The sequence below is a fragment of the Kitasatospora sp. NPDC005748 genome (assembly GCF_040630735.1).
Taxonomy (GTDB): domain Bacteria; phylum Actinomycetota; class Actinomycetes; order Streptomycetales; family Streptomycetaceae; genus Kitasatospora.
This window is the reverse complement of record NZ_JBEXYD010000011.1, coordinates 97,781-116,213: the sequence shown is the minus strand read 5'-3', so window position 1 is coordinate 116,213 and position 18,433 is coordinate 97,781. Positions and strand designations below refer to the sequence as shown.

Annotated in this window: 16 protein-coding genes; 11 read left to right on the top strand and 5 right to left on the bottom strand. The window is 75.1% G+C overall.

The window, feature by feature from the left end:
- Positions 1 to 34: 34 nt before the first annotated feature.
- Positions 35 to 1,495: an NCS2 family permease gene (locus tag ABZ495_RS11915; protein ID WP_359803806.1), complete on the bottom strand. Its 1,461-nt coding sequence runs from the start codon at positions 1,493 to 1,495 to the stop codon at positions 35 to 37.
- 314 nt (positions 1,496 to 1,809) lie between these two features.
- Between ABZ495_RS11915 and ABZ495_RS11910 the strand changes: the two genes are divergently transcribed.
- From ABZ495_RS11910 to ABZ495_RS11900, 3 genes are read left to right on the top strand one after another with little or no spacing between them, the layout of a single operon-like run.
- Positions 1,810 to 2,112: a DUF2530 domain-containing protein gene (locus tag ABZ495_RS11910; RefSeq protein ID WP_359803807.1), complete on the top strand. Its 303-nt coding sequence runs from the start codon at positions 1,810 to 1,812 to the stop codon at positions 2,110 to 2,112.
- Positions 2,113 to 2,164: 52 nt separating this feature from the next.
- The gene (locus tag ABZ495_RS11905; protein WP_359835542.1) at positions 2,165 to 4,657 is read left to right on the top strand and encodes an HAD-IC family P-type ATPase; all 2,493 of its coding nucleotides are present in this window, start codon (positions 2,165 to 2,167) and stop codon (positions 4,655 to 4,657) included.
- A gap of 18 nt (positions 4,658 to 4,675) precedes the next feature.
- Positions 4,676 to 5,077, top strand: a complete 402-nt coding sequence (locus ABZ495_RS11900) for a hypothetical protein (protein ID WP_329489178.1) — start codon at positions 4,676 to 4,678, stop codon at positions 5,075 to 5,077.
- Here the strand turns inward: ABZ495_RS11900 and ABZ495_RS11895 are convergent.
- Entirely contained in the window at positions 5,022 to 8,327 is a 3,306-nt protein-coding gene (locus ABZ495_RS11895; RefSeq protein WP_359835541.1) for a molecular chaperone Hsp90, read from the bottom strand. The two genes, ABZ495_RS11900 and ABZ495_RS11895, sit on opposite strands and share 56 nt — an antisense overlap.
- Before the next feature lie 201 nt (positions 8,328 to 8,528).
- A complete protein-coding gene (locus ABZ495_RS11890) occupies positions 8,529 to 9,407 on the bottom strand; it encodes a DUF3027 domain-containing protein (protein WP_359803867.1) in 879 nt (292 codons plus the stop codon).
- Between the two features lie 554 nt (positions 9,408 to 9,961).
- Between ABZ495_RS11890 and ABZ495_RS11885 the strand changes: the two genes are divergently transcribed.
- The 4 genes from ABZ495_RS11885 to ABZ495_RS11870 all read left to right on the top strand — a co-directional run bounded on the left by ABZ495_RS11885 (position 9,962) and on the right by ABZ495_RS11870 (position 13,609).
- Entirely contained in the window at positions 9,962 to 11,326 is a 1,365-nt protein-coding gene (locus tag ABZ495_RS11885) for an MFS transporter (RefSeq protein ID WP_359835572.1), read from the top strand.
- 105 nt (positions 11,327 to 11,431) lie between these two features.
- Positions 11,432 to 11,965 (top strand): hypothetical protein, encoded by a 534-nt coding sequence (locus tag ABZ495_RS11880; protein WP_329489176.1) that lies wholly within the window; start codon positions 11,432 to 11,434, stop codon positions 11,963 to 11,965.
- An 11-nt stretch (positions 11,966 to 11,976) separates the two neighbouring features.
- Positions 11,977 to 12,771 carry a futalosine hydrolase gene (locus tag ABZ495_RS11875; RefSeq protein ID WP_359835539.1) on the top strand — a complete coding sequence of 265 codons (795 nt, stop codon included), beginning with the start codon at positions 11,977 to 11,979 and terminating at the stop codon, positions 12,769 to 12,771.
- Positions 12,764 to 13,609 (top strand): 1,4-dihydroxy-6-naphthoate synthase, encoded by an 846-nt coding sequence (locus ABZ495_RS11870; RefSeq protein WP_329489174.1) that lies wholly within the window; start codon positions 12,764 to 12,766, stop codon positions 13,607 to 13,609. Before ABZ495_RS11875 ends, ABZ495_RS11870 begins: the two co-directional genes overlap by 8 nt.
- A gap of 16 nt (positions 13,610 to 13,625) precedes the next feature.
- Here ABZ495_RS11870 and ABZ495_RS11865 read toward each other — a convergent pair whose 3' ends face one another.
- Positions 13,626 to 14,009 (bottom strand): cold-shock protein, encoded by a 384-nt coding sequence (locus ABZ495_RS11865; protein WP_329489173.1) that lies wholly within the window; start codon positions 14,007 to 14,009, stop codon positions 13,626 to 13,628.
- A 452-nt stretch (positions 14,010 to 14,461) separates the two neighbouring features.
- Between ABZ495_RS11865 and ABZ495_RS11860 the strand changes: the two genes are divergently transcribed.
- Complete coding sequence (locus ABZ495_RS11860) at positions 14,462 to 14,698, top strand: hypothetical protein (RefSeq protein WP_329489172.1); 237 nt, start codon at positions 14,462 to 14,464, stop codon at positions 14,696 to 14,698.
- A 12-nt stretch (positions 14,699 to 14,710) separates the two neighbouring features.
- Here the strand turns inward: ABZ495_RS11860 and ABZ495_RS11855 are convergent, their stop codons facing one another.
- The gene (locus tag ABZ495_RS11855) at positions 14,711 to 15,349 is read right to left on the bottom strand and encodes an HAD family hydrolase (RefSeq protein ID WP_359835537.1); all 639 of its coding nucleotides are present in this window, start codon (positions 15,347 to 15,349) and stop codon (positions 14,711 to 14,713) included.
- A gap of 135 nt (positions 15,350 to 15,484) precedes the next feature.
- Here ABZ495_RS11855 and ABZ495_RS11850 point away from each other — a divergent pair, with 135 nt between their 5' ends.
- Genes ABZ495_RS11850 through ABZ495_RS11840 form a run of 3 tightly spaced genes read left to right on the top strand, consistent with a single transcriptional unit; the run spans position 15,485 to position 18,413 of the window.
- Entirely contained in the window at positions 15,485 to 16,543 is a 1,059-nt protein-coding gene (locus ABZ495_RS11850) for an iron ABC transporter permease (RefSeq protein WP_359835535.1), read from the top strand.
- Complete coding sequence (locus ABZ495_RS11845; RefSeq protein WP_329489169.1) at positions 16,540 to 17,592, top strand: iron ABC transporter permease; 1,053 nt, start codon at positions 16,540 to 16,542, stop codon at positions 17,590 to 17,592. Before ABZ495_RS11850 ends, ABZ495_RS11845 begins: the two co-directional genes overlap by 4 nt.
- Positions 17,592 to 18,413 carry an ABC transporter ATP-binding protein gene (locus ABZ495_RS11840; protein WP_329489168.1) on the top strand — a complete coding sequence of 274 codons (822 nt, stop codon included), beginning with the start codon at positions 17,592 to 17,594 and terminating at the stop codon, positions 18,411 to 18,413. The genes ABZ495_RS11845 and ABZ495_RS11840 overlap by 1 nt, the downstream gene beginning before the upstream one ends.
- The last annotated feature ends 20 nt before the right edge of the window (positions 18,414 to 18,433 follow it).

Sequence of the window (18,433 nt, the reverse complement as noted above, 5' to 3'; positions counted from 1 at the left end):
ACGAGGCGGGGAGGGGCCCGGCGGGCACTACGGCTCAGAGCAGGCCGAGGGCCGGCATCAGGTAGTAGAAGGCGAAGACGGCCGAGACCGCGTACATCGCGATCGGCACCTCGCGGCCGCGCCCGGCGGCGAGCCGCAGGACGCAGAAGGCGATGAAGCCGAAGCCGATGCCGTTGGTGATGGAGTACGTGAACGGCATCATCACGATGGTCAGGAAGGCCGGGATCGCGATCGTGTAGTCGGCCCAGTCGATCTCCTTGATCGAGTTGGCCAGGATCAGGAAGCCGACGGTGACCAGGGCCGGGGTGGCGGCCTGGGCAGGGACCATGGTGGCGAGCGGGGTGAGGAAGAGCGCGACCATGAAGAAGGCACCGGTCACGATCGAGGCGAAGCCGGTGCGGGCGCCCTCGCCGACGCCGGCCGTGGACTCCACGAAGCAGGTGTTGGCGGAGGAGGAGGTCGCGCCGCCGGCGGCGGTGGCGATGCCGTCCACCATCAGGATCCGGTTGATGCCGGGCAGGTCGCCCTTGGCGTCCAGCAGGTGGGCCTCGTCGGCGACGCCGAGGATGGTGCCCATCGCGTCGAAGAAGCAGGACATCAGGACGGTGAAGACGAAGAGGACGCCGGTGAGGACGCCGACCTTCTCGAAGCCGCCGAACAGGCTGACCTTGCCGACCAGGCCGAAGTCGGGCGCCGCCACCGGATTTCCGGGCCAGCTGGGGACGGTGAGGCCCCAGCTCGTGGCCGGGATGTCGGCGACCTTGTCGATCACCACGGCGAGGCCGGTCATCACGACGATGGAGACCAGGATCGCGCCGGGCACCTTGCGGACCACCAGGACCAGGGTGAGCAGCAGGCCGAGCACGAAGACCAGCACCGGCCAGCCGAGCAGGTGGCCGTTGCCGCCGAGCTGGAGCGGGACGGTGGTGTGGGCGGCGTCCGGGATGCGGCTGACGAAGCCGGAGTCGACCAGGCCGACCAGGCTGATGAAGAGGCCGATGCCGATCGCGATCGCCTTGCGCAGGCCCAGCGGGACGGCGTTCATGACGCGCTCGCGCAGACCGGTGGCGACCAGGATCATGATCGCGAAACCGGCCAGCACCACCATGCCCATGGCGTCCGGCCAGGTCATCTTGGGCGCGAGCTGCAGCGCGACGATGGTGTTGACGCCCAGGCCGGCGGCGAGGCCGATCGGGACGTTGCCGATCACGCCCATCAGCAGGGTGGTGAGACCCGCGGTGAGCGCGGTCGCGGTGACCAGCTGGGCGCTGTCCAGGTGGGCGCCGGTCATGTCCGTGGCACTGGCCAGGATGATCGGGTTGAGCACCAGGATGTACGCCATGGTGAAGAAGGTGGCGATGCCACCGCGGATCTCGCGCGGCAGGGTGGAGCCGCGCTCGGAGATCCGGAAGTAGCGGTCCAGCGCGCCGGCGGGGGGCTTCGGCGCGTTGGAGGCGGGCTCGGGCGACTCGGTGGTCGGCTGGGCCACAGGCATGCGTGCGTCCTCTGGTGGGGGCTGAGGAGGGGGACACCCGGAGCGACGGTGGTGGCCGGGCGGGCCCGGTGGGACGGGCACGAACACAGGCGTCCTGGGCATGGCGCGGCCAACCGGAATCACAAGTATGAGTTCCCAAATCGCACACGCGCTATCTTCGCGCGTAGAACGATCACACTCCAGGAACGGCGGGGTGGCCGCCGGCCCGGGCGCACCCCGACCGCCGTGGCGATGCCGGGGCCACCCGCCGAAGGTGTCCGGGACCGGCCCGCGTGATGGCGGACAACCGCACCCCGCCCCGTACGCTAGGCCTCATGCCGAAGAGCCCGCTGCACCCCTCGCCCCCGCCGCTGGAGGCCAACGACGTCGCCATCGTCGGCGGTGGCACGGTGCTGTGGTTCGTCGCCTTCCTGGTCCTGCTCCCCTTCCAGGGCACCCTCTCCGACCACGGCCACGGCAGCTGGCCGTGGATCTGCCTGTCCGGCGCCGGCCTCGGCCTGATCGGCCTCTGGTACTGCCGCGCCCGCCGGGACGCCATCGCCCGCGACCGGGCCGCCGCGGCCGCGTCGCAGGCCGCCGCCGGTGACGGCGGCGACCCGGCCACCCAGTCGGACTGAATAGTCCTTTAGTAGCACGCATCGGACATAAGGCGCCCGTAGAGTCGGTGCCATGACGCACCCTGCGCAGCCTGCCGAAGAGACGCCCGGGGACCGGCACGACGGCGCCCACCCGCTCGGCCTGCTGCCCGGCCGGCGCGGCGGACTGAGCACCGCGGAGGTCGCCGAACGGGTCGCCCGCGGCGACGTCAACGACGTGCCGGTGCGGTCCAGCCGCTCCACCCGCGAGATCGTCCGGGCCAACGTCTTCACCCGGTTCAACGCGATCATCGGCGTGATGTTCGGCATCATCCTGGTCGTCGGACCGATCCAGGACGGACTGTTCGGCCTGGTCATCGTGGCCAACACGGCGATCGGCATCATCCAGGAGATGCGCGCCAAGAAGACCCTGGACAGCCTCGCGCTGATCGGCGAGGCCAGACCGCAGGTCCGCCGGGACGGCGCCGTCCAGCAGATCGCCACCGGCGAGATCGTGCTGGACGACACCGTGCTGCTCGGCATCGGCGACAAGGTGATCGTCGACGGCGAGGTCACCGAGGCGGACGGTCTGGAGATCGACGAATCGCTGCTCACCGGCGAGCCCGACTCGGTTCTGAAGCAGCCGGGCGACCAGGTGATGTCCGGCAGCTTCGTGGTAGCCGGCGCGGGCGCGTTCACCGCCACCAAGGTCGGCCGGGAGGCCTACGCGGCGCAGCTGGCCGAGGAGGCCAGCCGGTTCTCCCTGGTCAAGTCGGAGCTGCGCAGCGGCATCGACAGCATCCTGCGGTTCATCACCTGGCTGCTGATCCCCACCGCGATCGGTCTGATCATCAGCCAGCTCGCGGTGGAGGGACGGGACTGGAGGGAGGCCGTCCGGCGGATGATCGCCGGCATCGTGCCGATGGTCCCCGAGGGTCTGGTGCTGCTGACCTCGGTCGCCTTCGCGATCGGGGTGGTCCGGCTGGGCCGCAAGCAGTGCCTGGTGCAGGAGCTGCCCGCGATCGAGGGCCTGGCCCGGGTGGACACCGTCTGCCTGGACAAGACCGGCACCCTCACCGAGGGCGGCATGGACGTCGTCGAGCTGCGCACCCTGCCGCCGGCACCGGCGGCCGACGGCCGGCCGAGGGCGGACGCGCCGCCGGGCCGGCCGGTCCTCTCCGACCCGGAGGTCGTCAAGCAGGCGCTCGGGGTGATGGCCGGCGCCGACACCCGCCCCAATCCCTCCATGCAGGCCGTCATCGACGCGTACGGCAGGGGCGACACGGAGCACGGCAACGGCGGCGGCTGGCGGGTGATCGAGGCGATGCCCTTCTCCTCCGCCCGCAAGTGGAGCGGTGTGCAGCTGCTGGAACCGCAGGGCGGCGAGGCCAGCTGGCTGCTGGGCGCCCCGGACGTGCTGCTGCCCACCGGCCACCCGGCCCTCACCGAGGTGGACGAACTGGGCACCAAGGGGCTGCGGGTGCTGCTGCTCGGCCGCACGCCCGTCCCGCTGGACTCCCCGGACCCGGCCGCCGACCTCCAGCCGCTCGCCCTGGTGGTGCTCCAGCAGCGGCTGCGCGAGGACGCCGCCGACACCCTGCGCTACTTCGAGGGGCAGCGCGTCCGGGCCAAGGTGATCTCCGGCGACGCCGCCGTCTCGGTCGGCGCGGTCGCCTCGCACCTGGGCCTGCCCGGCGCCGACCACCCGCTGGACGCCCGCACCCTGCCGACCGATCCGCAGGAGCTCGCCGACACCGCCGACCGGACCAGCGTCTTCGGCCGGGTGACCCCGCAGCAGAAGCGCGACCTGGTCGGCGCGCTGCAGTCGCGCGGGCACACCGTGGCGATGACCGGCGACGGCGTCAACGACGTGCTGGCGCTCAAGGACGCCGACATCGGCGTGGCGATGGGCACCGGCAGCGACGCCACCCGGGCGGTCGCGCAGATCGTGCTGCTGAACGACTCCTTCGCCACCCTGCCGTCGGTGGTCGCCGAGGGCCGCCGGGTGATCGGCAACATCGAGCGGGTGGCCGGGCTCTTCCTGGTGAAGACGGTCTACTCGGTCCTGCTCGCCCTCCTGGTGATCTTCACCCACTCGCCGTACCCGTTCCTGCCCCGGCACTCGACGGTGCTCTCCACCCTCACCATCGGGATCCCGGCCTTCTTCCTGGCGCTGGCGCCCAACAACGAACGGGCCAGGACCGGCTTCGTCCGCCGGGTACTGCGGATGGCCGTGCCGGGCGGGATCATCGCCGGCACGGCCACCTTCACCGCGTACGCGCTGGCCCGGGCCGACCACGCCACGGACCTGAAGTCCGACACCAGCGTGGCGACGCTGACGCTGTTCCTGGTGGCGTTGTGGGTGCTGGCGATCGTGGCCCGGCCGTACAACTGGTGGCGGCTGCTGCTGATCGCGACGATGGGCGGGGCGTTCACGCTGGTGCTGACGGTGCCGTGGCTGTCCGACTTCTTCCAGCTCTCGCTCTCCGGCACCCGGGACCCCTGGATCGGTGTCGGCATCGCCCTGGTGGCCGGACTCCTGCTGGAGGTCTCCTGGCGGATCATGCGGCGGAAGGCGGATGATTGACCCCGAAGGGGGTCCTGAATGGCGCGCAGGGGTGGGGACTTGGAGGCGTTCACCGCCTTCCTGGGGGGAATGCTGGCGGCCGGGGCGGCCGGGCTCGCCCTGGTCGGCGCCGATGCGCTGATCGAACCGGGGCCGTGGCTGCGCAAGGCCGCGCCGGTGGTGGTCGCGGTGCTCTGGCTGACCGTCACGGTCGGCCTCTACCGGTGGCTGGGCGCGGCCGCCCGGACCGGCTGGACCGGGGCACGGGCGCCCGGGCCCGGCTCCCGCCCCGCCGGCCGGGACGGGCACCGGGCGGGCCACCCGCGCCCGGCCGGAGCCGACCGGGCGCCGGCCCGCCGCCCCGGCCGCGGCCCCGCCAGCCCGGTCAGCCCTCGAAGTCCCGGGCGGCCGAGAGCTCGTAGGCGCGGTCCGGCTCGGTGAGCGCGGCCAGCACCTCGAACCGGCGGTGCCACTGCCCGACCGACCAGGCGAGACCGGCCGCCAGACCCTCCGGGGTCGCGGCGTGCAGCAGCCCCGGCACCGGCGGCAGCTCGAACTCGTCGTCCTCGTCCGCGGCTTCGGCGGCGTCCGGGTCGTAGGGCGCCTCCGGGGCGTCCGCCGCGGTGTCCCACCGCCAGTCCACGGCGGCCTCCTCGCCGTCCGGGCCGACCACCAGCAGCTCCTCGTGCTCCTCGTAGGCCACCGGGCAGCCGGGCAGCAGCTCGCGGACCACGGCGGGCACCCGGTGCAGCTGCCCCTCGGAGAGCACCCGGCCGCCGGCCACCTCGCTGGCCAGCGAGACGTGCAGGCGCTCGGCGAGGTCGGCGGCCAGCGCCGGGGCGACCGGCAGCAGCGGGTACGGGTGGAGCAGCTGGACGAGGTCCGGGGCGTCGGCGACGACCGCCTCGGTGGCGTCCACCAGCACCGTGTGCGCGGGCCGGCGGCCGGTCTCCCGGTCCAGCGGCGGCAGCGCCCGGACGACGTCCAGCGGCTCGATCCGGTCCGCCGCCACCCGGGCCAACGCGCTGTGGATTCCGTGCAGTTGACGGTGCCCGATAACGGAGGCCGGGTCGGTGAGCCGGTCCAGCAGCTCGTCCGGCCCGTGCGGTTCGGCCAGCAGCGCGGTCAGCGTGGTGCGCACCCCGAGCGCGTGCAGGAACTGCTCGTCCAGCGTCGTCCGGGCCTCCTCGAAGAGGCCGCGCAGCAGCGGGTCGGCACCTGCCGCCCGCAGCCCGGCCGGCTCGCGGCCGTCCAGCACCGGGTGGTCGCGCAGCCACCACGCGGTGTACGGCGGCAGGTCCGCGTACGAGCCGTCGGGCAGCAGGGTGCGGACGGGGTTGACCACGGCCTCCCGGTACGGCGGGCGGGCGAGGGCGGCGAGCGCCTGCGGCCACGCGTCGTCGTCCACCAGGTCGAGGTCGCGGATGACCAGCAGTTCGGCCGCGACCGGCGGGACACCGACCGGGTCGGCGTCGTCGGCGTGCAGTGCCTCCAGGGCGTCCTCGGCCCACTCGGCGAGGCCGTCGGGCGCCTCGTCCAGCAGCCCGGTGGGGTGGCCGCCGGCCGCGCGGTCGGCGGGGGCGGTCGGGTCGAGCCGCTCCAGGTCGTCCGGGTCGAGCACCACGTCCTCGGCGCGGACCAGCACGAAGTCGGCCAACACCCCGACGGCGGTCAGGACTTCGGGGCCCCAGCGGTCCAGCAGCTCGTCGTCGATCCAGCCGGCGTCCTCCTCCCGGGCCAGTGCGGCGAACGGGCTGTCCGGCAGGATCAGCTCACCCGCGCGGGCCGGCTCGCCCTCGTCGTCCAGCAGCGCCAGCCGGGCCAGCCACGGGTGCTCGCCGACCGCCGGAGCGGCCGCCTTGACCAGGGCGAGCACGGACTCGGCGACGTCGGTGGCGGCGTCCAGGTCGTCCTCGGCCAGCTCGTAGGAGCGGGCCACGGCGGCCCGCACCTCGGGAGTGTCCAGCACCCCGGCCGGGGTGGCGGTGCCGGCGCCGAGCTTGGCCAGCAGCGGGTGCGCCGCCTCCGGGTGGGCCAGCCGCAGGTCGAGCAGGGCCAGCGCGCCGGCCAGCGCCTCGGGGTAGCCGGGGAAGGCCGCCCAGTCGGCGTCCTCCGAGGGCAGCAGGACCCGGCGCGGACCGGTGACCGTCCGGCCGTCGGCGAGCGGCACGGGCAGCGCGCCGAGCGCCTCCGGGTCGGCCGCGCCGAGCGCCGCGTAGAGGTTGCGCCACCAGGCGGGCTCGCGGTCCAGGCCGCCGAGCTGGTCGACCACGTCGGCCAGCGGCACCCGGCGCACGTTCAGCACCCGCAGCTCGGTGCGGCGCTCCAGGCCGGCCGGCAGCAGGCCGGGGAAGATCGGGGCCAGCGCCTCGACGACCGAGTGGTCCGCGCCCTCCAGCACCGTGGCGTCTCGGGGCCGCAGCGCGGGCGTGCCCTCCTCGACCGGTGCGGTGTGCGGCAGGAACGGCGTGCCGGGCAGCCGGGCGAGGATGCCGGCCCGCAGCGCGTTGTCCAGCGCGCCCTGGCCGAGCGGGCCGGGGACGAGCCCGAGCGAGCCGAGGTCGCCGCCGCGGGCGCGCAGCAGGTCGGCGTAGCTGTCGGCGGCGCGCTCGGTGACGAAGTCGGCGAGCGGGCCGGGGGCGACGTGCCGGCGGGTGGAGTCCAGCGGGTAGGAGGCGATCAGCAGCGCGGGCAGGCCGAGCGGTTCGTCGCTGGGGGTGGGCGCGTGCAGCACCGGGGCGATCCCGGTCGGCTGCGGGCTGCCGTCGGCGGCGACCGGGACGGCCCAGGTCACCGTCCAGTACGGACGGGCGCGCTCCTCGGTGGGGCGGTCGGCGAGCAGCGCGGCGTCCAGGGTGCCGGAGGCGCCGGCGGTCTGCCAGACGGTCTGCCGCAGCCGGCCGCCGGCGTCGTCGGTGACGGTCACCTCGGCGACGCCGTCGGGGCGCGCCTCGGCGGCGCCGCGGGTGAGGGTGCGGGTGCCCTCCTCGGTCTCCACCACGATCTCGGCGAGCCCGGGCAGGGTGAGCAGCAGGGCGTCGTCGATCCCGGCCAGCAGCCGGCGGGTGAGGTCCTCGGCGGCGGCGTCGCGCAGCGGCAGCACGACCACCGTGTCGTACCCGGCCGGGGCCGGGCCCTCGGCCGAGAACGGCAGCCGCAGCAGCGGCACGTGGCCGTCGCGGCGGCGCAGCTCCTCGCCGAGTGCCGGCTGCGCCTCGGCCAGCGCGCGGGCCTCGCCGAGCGACCAGCGCACGCCGCCGGCGGCACCCAGCACGGCGGGCTCGTCGGTGACGGCGAGGACGGCGGCGAAGCCGACGCCGAACCGGCCGACGGTGGGCTGCTCGTCGGCGCGCTTGGAGGAGGCGCGCAGGGTGGAGAGCGACTCGACGGCGGCCGCGTCCACTGGCGCACCGGTGTTGGCGGCGGCCAGCACACCGTCCGCCAGGGTCAGCCGCAGCCTGCCCGGGGCACCGCCCGCACGGGCCGCCGCGTCGGCCGCGTTCTGCGCCAACTCGACGACCAGCCGGTCACGGTAGCCGCCGAGGGCGAGCTCCTCCTCGGCGTTGGCGTCCTCCCGGAACCGAGCCGGGGAGGCGGCCCAGGCGTCCAGCACCCGGCGACGCAGGACGGCGCTGCCGAAGGGGTCCGCGTGGTGCTCGTCCGTGCCGCTGCCGATGATCCGAGGTTCCACTGGAACTGCCACCCTCCGCCGCCCTGTACTTCGTACGGGGGGCATTCTCCCCCGCCCGGGCACCCCCTGCGGACCGGGCCCGGTCCGCGCCGTTCCGCCCGGCGGGGGCGGTTCCGGGCCGCTCCCGGGCCCGGCCCGGGAACAGCCGGGCTCGGGAGCGCGGCCGGGCTCACGAGTGGCCGGGCTCAGGAGCCACCGGACTCAGGAGTGGCCGAGCTCCTCGGCCGGGGCGTCGGGCTCCACCGAACCGGAGGTGCGGTCGGGGTGCAGCTGGAGCGGCTCGATCACCAGCTCGTCCAGGATCAGCTCGGACGGCGCCGGCGGGGCCGGGATGACGGCCGCCTCGGAGTGCCCGCCGCAGCCGTACGCGAAGGAGACGATCTGACCGTCGGCCGGGCCGAACTCGTTGCCGCAAACGCCGAAGGCCTGACCGAGCGAGCCGCCGATCGGGACGAGGAAGCCGCAGCTCGCGCAGGAGGCCGGCGCGGCCTGTGCCATCGGGGTCTGCGGGCCGTGCGCCTTCTCCCAGCGGTCGGCGGCCAGGTGCAGCCCGAGCCGGGAGAGCACCCGGCTGCGGCCCAGGCCGAGCTCCTCGGCGAGGGCCCCGATCTGGGCGCGGGCCGGGGCCGGCTGGACCGACGGGTCGGAGACGACCACGTCCTCCTCGGCCAGCGCCACCACGGAGTTCGGGGCCGGCTCGTCCTCGCCGGTCCAGCCCGGCTCCAGGCGCAGGTCGTCGGCGTCGGTGGGCAGCAGGTCCCCGGGGCCCATGTCGCCGGGGCGCAGCCGCTCGCTCCACGGCACCCACTGCGGGGCCAGCACGGCGTCGTCGCCCGGCAGTAGCACGACCTCGTCCAGGGTCACGTTCTTGGCGCGGGGGGCGCGGGCCACGGTGACCGCCCAGTGCCAGCCCCGGTATGCCGCGTCCAGGCACTCGAAGGTGTGGGTGACGACGCGGTCGGCATCCGCCTGGACGCCGAGGTGCGCCCCTACGGTCTCTGCTCCGACGGCCTCGTCCGCTGCCTGCCGGGCGAGTTCGACGGCCTCGGCACAGAGCCGATCGGGGGTACGGCTTCGCATCGCAGCACTCACGGCGTCGATTCTCTCCCAGTTCTTCTGTTGCCCACGGCGTGTTGCCTGTTCCGTCGCGGCTCGGTTTCCCTCGACCATTCTGCGCGACCACGGGCCGCCACGGATACCGGCCGCGCCGCCCGTCCGGTCCTCCGGAGTCCGGCGCGCGTTCGGGCGGACCCTGGGCAGGCTACCCGCCGGTCGGCCACCCGGCACAGTCCGGGGCGCCCGCCGGCTCCGGAAGGGCCGCGCCGAGCGGAGCGGAATCCCGCGTCGCAGTACCGATTCTGGGGCAGGATGGGCTTGTGGCGGACGAAAAACCGTCGCAGCACGCACTGCGCGCCTCGCAGGCCGGCAGCCCCGACGAGGCGAACGCCGTGCCGCGACAGCAGGCTCCGGCCCCCGGTGCGGGCGAACCGCACCAGGTGGGCGCCTCGACGGTGCCCGGACGGGACGGCGACGGGCCGCCGGTGGATCTCGTGAAGCGCCCGGACCGGCCGGCCGACGAAGCGTCCGACGCCGCCGGAGAACTCGACGGCGCGCCCGAGGCCCGCCGACACTTCCTGGTCCGCACCGCCTCCGCCGCCGGCGCCCGAACCGGAAAGGTCGTACACGGCACCGGCCGGCGGATCCGCCGGGCGACCTCCGCCGAGGGCGCCGGGGAGTCCGGCCTGGCCAAGCTGATCGAGCTGCACGCGCTGAACTCCTTCGGCGACATGCTGATCACCGTGGCGCTGGCCTCGACCATCTTCTTCTCCGTCCCCACCGGCGAGGCGCGCGGCCGGGTCGCCCTCTACCTGCTGATCACCATGGCGCCGTTCGCGCTGCTGGCGCCGGTGATCGGCCCGCTGCTGGACCGCCTGCCGCACGGCCGGCGGGCCGCGATGGCGATGTCGATGCTGGCCCGCGCGGTGCTGGCGTGGACGATGGCCGGCACGGTGTCCGGCGGCGGGCTGGCGCTCTATCCGGAGGCGCTGGGCGTCCTGGTGGCGTCCAAGGCGTACGGGGTGGTGCGCAGCGTGGTCGTGCCACGACTGCTGCCCAGCCGGCTGTCACTCGTGAAGGCGAACTCCCGGGTCACCCTGGCCGGGCTGCTGGCCACCATGGTGGCGGGCGGGGTCGGCGGGGTGCTGCACCTGATCGGGCCGGGCTGGCCGCTGCGCGGCGCCTTCCTGGTCTTCGTGGTCGGCACCCTGATGGCCTTCCACCTGCCGCACGAGGTGGACTCCGCCAAGGGCGAGCAGCGGGCCGTCCTGCACGCCGAGGCGCACGGCGAGCCCGCCGCCGTGCCGGGCGCCGAGGAGGCCAGGAGCGCCGACACCCCGAAGGCGTCCCTGCGCACCGTCGGCCCGTCGGTGATTCTGGCCCTGCGGGCGATGTCGGCCCTGCGCTGGCTGGTCGGCTTCCTGGTGATGTTCCTGGCGTTCCTGCTGCGCGAGGATCCGGTCGGCGGGCTGCAGCCGACCCTGGCGCTCGGCCTGGTGGCGCTGGCCGCCGGCACCGGCAACGCGCTCGGCTCGGTGCTCGGCTCCTGGCTGCGGACCCGCGGCTCGGAGGCGACGGTCACCGCGATGCTGCTGCTGGCCACCTGCGCGACGGCCGCCGCCGCGCTCTGGTACGGCGTGGTGACGGTGGTGGTGGTCGCCGCCGCGTCCGGGGTGGCGGCCTCGCTGGGCAAGCTGGCGCTGGACGCGCTGATCCAGCGGGACGTCCCGGAGTCGGTGCGGACGTCGGCCTTCGCCCGCTCGGAGACGCTGCTGCAGCTGTCCTGGGTGGCCGGTGGCGCGGTCGGCATCCTGCTGCCGCTGGACGGCGCACTGGGGCTCTCGGTGGCGGCCGGCGTGGTCGGCGTGGTGCTGCTCTGGACGGTTCGCGCGCTGTTCAAGGTGGGCACCCGGCGCCGCGCGACCGCCCCGCGGGTGGCCTAGCCCCGCGCCGCCCCCCGCGCCGCCCCCCGCACCGCCCCGGGGCCGCAACACGCGGTTGCCGACCCCCGCGTAGCGTGATCGGCAAAGCCCGGTAGCCTCTGACGCATGAGCCTCAGCACCCGTGTCATCGCCGCCGTCGGCGCCGTCGTCGTGATCGGCGCCGGCACGGTCGGCGGGTCCATCGCCTACGCGACGGGCCAGGAAGAACCCTCCAGCCACCGTGTCACCCTCACGGTCGGCCGGTCCTCCATGGAGGTCGGGCCGTTCTGCTTCAACGACGGCAAGCCGCTGACCGACGAGCAGCAGGAGGAGTGCCAGAACCGGGCGAGCAAGGCGCTGGACGAGGGCAAGCTGCCCTCCTCCGACGTGGTCGCCAGCGACCAGCTCGGCCTCGGCGTGACCCCGGACGTGGCCGACCGCGGCTGGTGGGCCAACACCAACGGCGGCCAGCAGGCCCAGGGCGGCCGCTTCATCCTCGCCTCGGCCGCCAAGGGCTCGACCTACTCCGGCTCGGTGTCGGCCTCCAAGGCCCTCAACGCCTCCGGCAAGACCCTGGTCACCGTGGTCGAGTCGGACCCGAAGCAGCCGGACGCGATCTACGGCGTCTGGTACTTCCAGCTGAACACCCAGGACGCCTGACCGGCCGTCCGATGACCGCGCGACTCCACGACCACGAGCAGTCGGCCCCCCGGCGGGGCCGACTGCTCGTCGTCGTCGCGGTGCCGGCCGAGGCCGCCGCCGTGCTGCGGGGCCTGGGCCGCCGCGAGGACGGCGCGGAGGCCGCCCCGGTGCCGGTGCCCGGCGGCGGGCTGCACCGCGCCGAGCACCCCTCGGGGGTCACGGTGGACGTGCTGGCGGGCGGGGTCGGCCCGGCCGCCGCCGCCTCGGCCGCGTCCGCCGCGCTCGCCGTCGGCCGGTACGACCTGGTGCTCTCGGCCGGCATCGGCGGCGGGTTCGCCCCGGCCGCGCCGGTCGGCGCGACCGTGCTCGCCGAGGCGATCGTCGCCGCCGACCTGGGCGCGGAGACCCCGGAGGGCTTCGCCGACGTCACCGAACTGGGCTTCGGGACGGTCCGGCACACCCCCGCCCGGGCCGCCGTGGCCCGCGCCGCCGAGGCGCTGGGCGCCGCCGCCGGCGACTCCCCGGTGGTCACCGGCACCGTGCTCACCGTCTCGACGGTGACCGGCAGCGCCGCCCGCGCCGCCGCCCTGACCGCCCGCCACCCCGACGCCGTGGCCGAGGCGATGGAGGGCTTCGGGGTGGCCGAGGCCGCCGCCCGGCACGGGGTGCCGGTCTTCGAGCTGCGCACCGTCTCCAACCCGGTGGGCCCCCGCGACCGGGCCGCCTGGCGGATCGGCGAGGCCCTCGCCGCGCTGGAGCGGGCCTTCACCGCGCTCCCCTACCCGGAGCTCCTGACCACGTCCGAGGAGGCCCGCCGTGGCTGAACGGCTGACCATCGCCCACTCGCCCTGCCCGAACGACACCTTCGTGTTCCACGCCTGGACGCACGGCCTGGTGCCCGGCGCGGACGCCCCCGAGGTCACCTTCGCGGACATCGACGTCACCAACGGCCTGGCCGAGCGCGGCGAACTGGACCTCCTGAAGGTCAGCTACGCCGCGCTGCCCTGGGTGCTGGACGAGTACGCGCTGCTGCCCTGCGGCGGCGCGCTCGGCCGCGGCTGCGGCCCGCTGGTGCTCACCCGCCCGGAGACCGGCGACGACCTGAGCGGCCGGACGGTCGCCGTCCCCTCCGAGCGGTCCACCGCCTACCTGCTGTTCCGGCTCTGGGCGGCCAAGGCGGTGCCCGGCGGCCTGGGGAAGATCGTCGTCCTGCCGTTCCACGAGATCATGCCCGCTGTCCGGGACGGCCGGGTGGACGCCGGCCTGGTGATCCACGAGGCCCGCTTCACCTACCGGCAGTACGGCCTGCGCAGCCTGGCCGACATGGGCGAGGCCTGGGAGCGCGAGACCGGCCTGCCGATCCCGCTCGGCGCGATCATCGCCAGGCGCTCGCTCGGCGCCGAACGGCTGCGCGCGGTCACCGAGGCGATCCGCGCCTCCGTCCGCCAGGCCTGGGCCGACCCGTCGGCCAGCCGGGAGTACGTGCTCGCGCACGCCCAGGAGATGGACCCGGCCGTCGCCGACCAGCACATCGGCCTGTACGTCAACGAGTTCACCGCCGACCTCGGCGAGGACGGCTACGCCGCGGTGCGGGCGCTGCTCACCCGGGCCGCCGCCGAGGGGCTGGTACCCCCGCTCGACCCGGGTGCGCTGGACGCCTGAGGACGGCCGGACCGGCCTACACGTCGAACTGGTCGGCCACCGCGCGCAGCACCCCGGCCAGCTTCTGGCCGGTCGGCTTGGCCGGGTAGCGGCCGTGCTGGAGCCCGGGCAGCACCGCGTCCATCATGGTGATCAGGTCCTGCACCAGCGCCGCCATGTCGTCCGCGCTCTTGCGCGTGGCGGCGGCGACCGACGGCAGCGCGTCCAGCAGCTGCACGGCCATCGCCTGGTCGCCGCGATGGCCCGCGACCACGCCGAACTCCACCCGCTGGCCGGGCTTCAGCACGGTGACACCGGCGGGCAGCGCCTTGGTGTGGACGAAGACGTCGCCGCCGTCGTCGCGCGAAAGGAAGCCGAAGCCCTTCGTCTCGTTGAACCACTTCACCTGGCCGGTGGGCATCTCGAACAGTCCTCGATGTGGGTGTGAGGGATCCCGGCCCTGGCCGGGGATCACTGGGTGGTGGAGGGCGGGCCGACCTCGGCTCCGCGCCCGTGGGGCGCTCATGGTCAGCACGCTGTGGAGAGCAGACTAACGGTCAGTCACTGCCTCATCCGCGATCCGCGGAGGATCCGTACCGGGCTCTGGTGGCCACCGGCGACCAGGTACCGGCACGGCCGGGACGCGGCTTCGCGCTTTCCACTGGCTCACACCCCCGGTCTGAGGAGACGGGGCGCACCTGTCGCACCCCTCGGCACAGCGTGCATACCCCTGCCCAGCAGGGATCAAAACTCCCAGCTTCCGGGAAACTGCGCAACGTGACCGGACGGGTCGCCCCCGAAACGGTCCGCCGCCGGCGCGGGCGGCGTCCTCTGCCAGACTGGGACGGCCGACCGACCGCAGAGGAGCACCCAGTGAGCAGCCAGAGCGCCGACCGCGGCGACGCCTACGTCAAGGCCGGAGCGATCGTCTTCGGGTTCGGCGCGCTCGCCACCCTGGTCACCTTCGTCCCGCTGTTCCTGCACCTGACGCCGCTGCCGACGGCCGCGTACTGGCTGAGCATGCTGATGCCGCTGGGCTTCCTGCTCGCCCTGACCGGCCTGCTGCTCTCCGCCCGCGCCCAGCGCCGCCGGGTGCACGCCGGGGCCTGACCGGCCCGCGCCCTAGCCGACCGGCCGCGCGGCCAGGTGGCCGGCCAGCCACTCGGGGAAGCCGGTGAGGTCGGCCAGCACCACGTCCGCGCCCGCCGCCAGCAGGTCCTCGGCGCCGTACGGCCCGGTCGCCACGCCGACCGCCACGGCGTCCGCGTGCCTGGCCCCCCGGATGTCGCCGAGGTGGTCGCCGACGTACACCGAGGCGCCGTGCTCGCGCAGCGCGACACCCTTGGTCTCCGCCCAGAGGTCCCCCACCAGCGCGTCCGCGTGCAGCCCGGCGTGCTCCAGGTGCAGCCGGGCGTTCGGCTCGTACTTGCCGGTGATCACCACGACCCGGCCGCCGTGGGCGCGCACCGCGTCGATCGCGGCGTGCGCGCCGGGCAGGGCGACGGTCGGGGCGAAGGCGAGGTCCCGGTACAGCACGCGGTAGCGGTCGGCGACCGCCTGCACCCGCTCGGCCGGGAACCAGTTGCGCAGTTCGTCCAGCAGCGGCGGGCCGAGCCGGGTGACCACGAGGTCGGCGTCGATGTGCGCGCCGGTCTCCGCCGCGAGCGCCAGATAGGTGGCCCGGATCCCGGGCCGGGTGTCCAGCAGGGTCATGTCGAGGTCGAAGCCGACGGTGAGCGGGACGTCCGGGGTCGCAGGCATGCCGCCAGGCTATCCAACCCCGCCGCCGGAACGGCCGGCTCCGTCCCGGTCCGGCTCCCGGCCGGGGGCCGGAGCGATTTGCCCCGGCTTCTCCGTGGAACTTAGGTTTGCCTGAGCTATCTGCGAGAGAGAGCCATGACCGACACCACCGCGCCGACGGCCGCACCCCGGTCCGCACCCGCGCCCGGCACGCGCCCGCTGCCGCGCCGCCGAATACTGTGGCTCGCCGCCGCACTGGCCCTGCTGGCCGCCGCCGTCCTGCTCAGCCTGGCCGTCGGCAGCCGCACCATCCCGCTCGGGGAGACCCTCGACGCCCTGTGGCACGGCGGGGACACCACCAACGCCGTGGTGGTCCGCGAGCTGCGGGTGCCGCGCACGGTGGTCGGTCTCGCGGTGGGCGCGGCGCTCGGCCTCGCCGGCGCCGTCATGCAGGGCATCACCCGCAACCCGATCGCCGACCCGGGCATCCTCGGCGTCAGCCAGGGCGCGGCGGCCGGCGTGGTGCTGGCGATCTCCGCGTTCGGCGTCTCCACCCTCACCGGGTACGTCTGGTTCGGCTTCGCCGGGGCGGTGATCGCCACCGTGCTGGTGTACGGCCTGGCCGGCCGGGGCCGGGGCGGGGCGACCCCGATCAAGCTGGCGCTGGCCGGCTCGGCGATGTCGGCGTTCATCGCCTCGCTCAACACCATGGTGCTCACCACCGACGCCGCCGCGATGGACCAGTTCCGGTTCTGGCACGTCGGGTCGCTCTCCGGACGCACCGCCGACGTGGCCTGGCAGCTGCTGCCCTTCCTGCTCGTCGGCACCGTCCTGGTGTTCGCGGTGGCGCGGGGGCTGGACGCGCTGGCGCTCGGCGACGACACCGCCAAGGGGCTCGGTGCCAGGACCGGCCTGGTGCGGGCGGTCGGCGCGCTCGGGGCCACCGTGCTGACCGGCTCGGCGGTCGCCGCCGCCGGTCCGATCGCCTTCGTCGGACTCGCCGTGCCGCACGCCGCCCGGGCGGTGGCCGGGGCGGACCACCGCTGGGTGCTCACCTTCTCCGCCGTGCTCGGCCCGGCGCTGCTGCTCCTCGCCGACGCCTTCGGCCGGGTGCTCTTCCCGCCGTCCGAGGTGCCCGCCGGGGTGATGACCGCCCTGGTCGGGGTGCCGGTGCTGGTCGCGCTGGTCCGGCGCCGCAAGGTGGTGGCCGCGTGAGCGCCTCCGTCGTCCCGCTGCGGGGCTACACCGTGCTGCGCGCCGGGCGCGCCTCCTTCCTGCTGCACCGCCGCTCCGCCGTCGCGGTGCTCGGCCTGCTGCTGGCGCTGGCCGCCACCGTCGTCGCCTCGCTCTGCCTGGGGGAGTCCACCGTCTCCCCGGCCGAGGTGGTGAAGGTGGTGCTGGGGCGGCCCAGCCCGCACGAGCTGGTGGTCGGCGAGTTCCGGCTGCCCCGGGTGGTGGTCGGGCTCCTGGTCGGCACCGCGCTCGGCCTGGCCGGCGCGCTGGTGCAGACCGTCGCCCGCAACCCGCTGGCCAGCCCCGACGTGGTCGGCGTCTCCTGGGGCGCCACCGCCACCGTGGTCGGGCTGATGGCGTACGGCGTGGTCGGCTCCGCCGGCCAGGTGCCGTGGGCGGCGGTCGCCGGCGGCCTGGTGGCCGGGGTGCTGGTGTACGCGCTGGCCTGGCGGCGCGGTCTGCACGCCCAGCGGTTCGTGCTGATCGGCATCGGCATCAGCGTCGCGCTCTCCTCGCTCACCTCGGTCTTCCTGACCAAGGGCGACGGCTTCCAGGCGCAGGCCGCGAAGGTCTGGATGACCGGCAGCCTGAACGGCTCCGGGTACGACCAGGCCGGCTGGCTCGCCTGGGTGCTGCTGGCCGCCGTACCGGTGGCGCTCTGGGCGGCGCGGGCGCAGCGTTCGATCTCCTTCGACGACGCCACCGCCGTCGGGCTCGGCCTGCGGCTGGACCGGATCCGGCTCGGCATGGGGCTGCTCGGCGTCGTGCTGGCCTCCTGTGCGGCGGGCGCGGCCGGGCCGGTGGACTTCGTCGCGCTGATGGCCCCGCAGATCGCGCTGCGGCTGGCCCGCTCGGCGCAGATCCCGCTGTTCTGCTCGGCCCTGACCGGTGCGCTGGTGGTCGTCCTGGCCGACCTGCTGGCCCGTCGGCTGCTCTCGCCCACCGAGCTGCCGGTCGGCGTGGTGACCGGCCTGGTCGGCGCGCCGTACCTGATGTGGCTGCTCGTCCGATCCCGCCGTGGAGGTTCCTGATGTCCGCCCGTCCGACGCCGGCCCACCGTCTCGAAGCCCGGGGCCTGACCCTCGCCTACGAGGCGCGCACGGTCGTGGAGGGGCTGGACCTGACCGTCCCGGACGGCCGGGTGACGGTGATCGTCGGCCCGAACGCCTGCGGCAAGTCGACGCTGCTGCGCGCGCTCGGCCGGCTGCTGAAGCCGGTGCGGGGCGCGGTGCTGCTGGACGGCGCCGAGCTGGCGCGCGTCCCGACCAAGCGGATCGCCCAGCGGATCGGGCTGCTCCCGCAGTCCCCGACCGCGCCCGAGGGCATCTCGGTGGCCGACCTGGTCTCCCGCGGCCGCCAGCCGCACCAGAGCTGGTGGCAGCAGTGGTCGGCCGAGGACGAGCGGGCGGTCGCCGAGGCGCTGGAGCGCACCTCCACCGCCGAACTGGCCGAGCGCAGCGTGGACGAGCTGTCCGGCGGCCAGCGCCAGCGGGCCTGGATCGCGATGGCACTCGCCCAGGGCACCGACATCCTGCTGCTGGACGAGCCGACGACGTTCCTGGACATCGCGCACCAGGTCGAGGTGCTGGACCTGGTCCGGCGGCTCAACGTCGAGCGCGGGCGGACGGTGGTGGCCGTGCTGCACGACCTCAACCAGGCCGCCCGCTACGCCGACCACCTGGTGGCGATGCGCGCCGGCCGGATCGTCGCCCAGGGTCCGCCGGCCGAGGTGGTGACGGCGGAGCTGGTGCGCGAGGTGTTCGGCCTGGACTCGGTGGTCGTGCCGGACCCGGTGACCGGTACCCCGCTGGTGGTCCCGGGCGCGCCGTGGGCGGTGAAGGCCGACGCCTAGCGGGCAATTCGGACATAATC

Coding starts and splice junctions, on each gene's coding strand:
- ABZ495_RS11890 (WP_359803867.1), bottom strand. CDS start 9,407: ATGCGAAGCCGTACCCCCGATCGGCTCTGTGCCGAGGCCGTCGAACTC.
- ABZ495_RS11855 (WP_359835537.1), bottom strand. CDS start 15,349: ATGCCTGCGACCCCGGACGTCCCGCTCACCGTCGGCTTCGACCTCGAC.
- ABZ495_RS11880 (WP_329489176.1), top strand. CDS start 11,432: ATGAGCCTCAGCACCCGTGTCATCGCCGCCGTCGGCGCCGTCGTCGTG.
- ABZ495_RS11905 (WP_359835542.1), top strand. CDS start 2,165: ATGACGCACCCTGCGCAGCCTGCCGAAGAGACGCCCGGGGACCGGCAC.
- ABZ495_RS11875 (WP_359835539.1), top strand. CDS start 11,977: ATGACCGCGCGACTCCACGACCACGAGCAGTCGGCCCCCCGGCGGGGC.
- ABZ495_RS11915 (WP_359803806.1), bottom strand. CDS start 1,495: ATGCCTGTGGCCCAGCCGACCACCGAGTCGCCCGAGCCCGCCTCCAAC.
- ABZ495_RS11865 (WP_329489173.1), bottom strand. CDS start 14,009: ATGCCCACCGGCCAGGTGAAGTGGTTCAACGAGACGAAGGGCTTCGGC.
- ABZ495_RS11850 (WP_359835535.1), top strand. CDS start 15,485: ATGACCGACACCACCGCGCCGACGGCCGCACCCCGGTCCGCACCCGCG.
- ABZ495_RS11910 (WP_359803807.1), top strand. CDS start 1,810: ATGCCGAAGAGCCCGCTGCACCCCTCGCCCCCGCCGCTGGAGGCCAAC.
- ABZ495_RS11840 (WP_329489168.1), top strand. CDS start 17,592: ATGTCCGCCCGTCCGACGCCGGCCCACCGTCTCGAAGCCCGGGGCCTG.
- ABZ495_RS11900 (WP_329489178.1), top strand. CDS start 4,676: ATGGCGCGCAGGGGTGGGGACTTGGAGGCGTTCACCGCCTTCCTGGGG.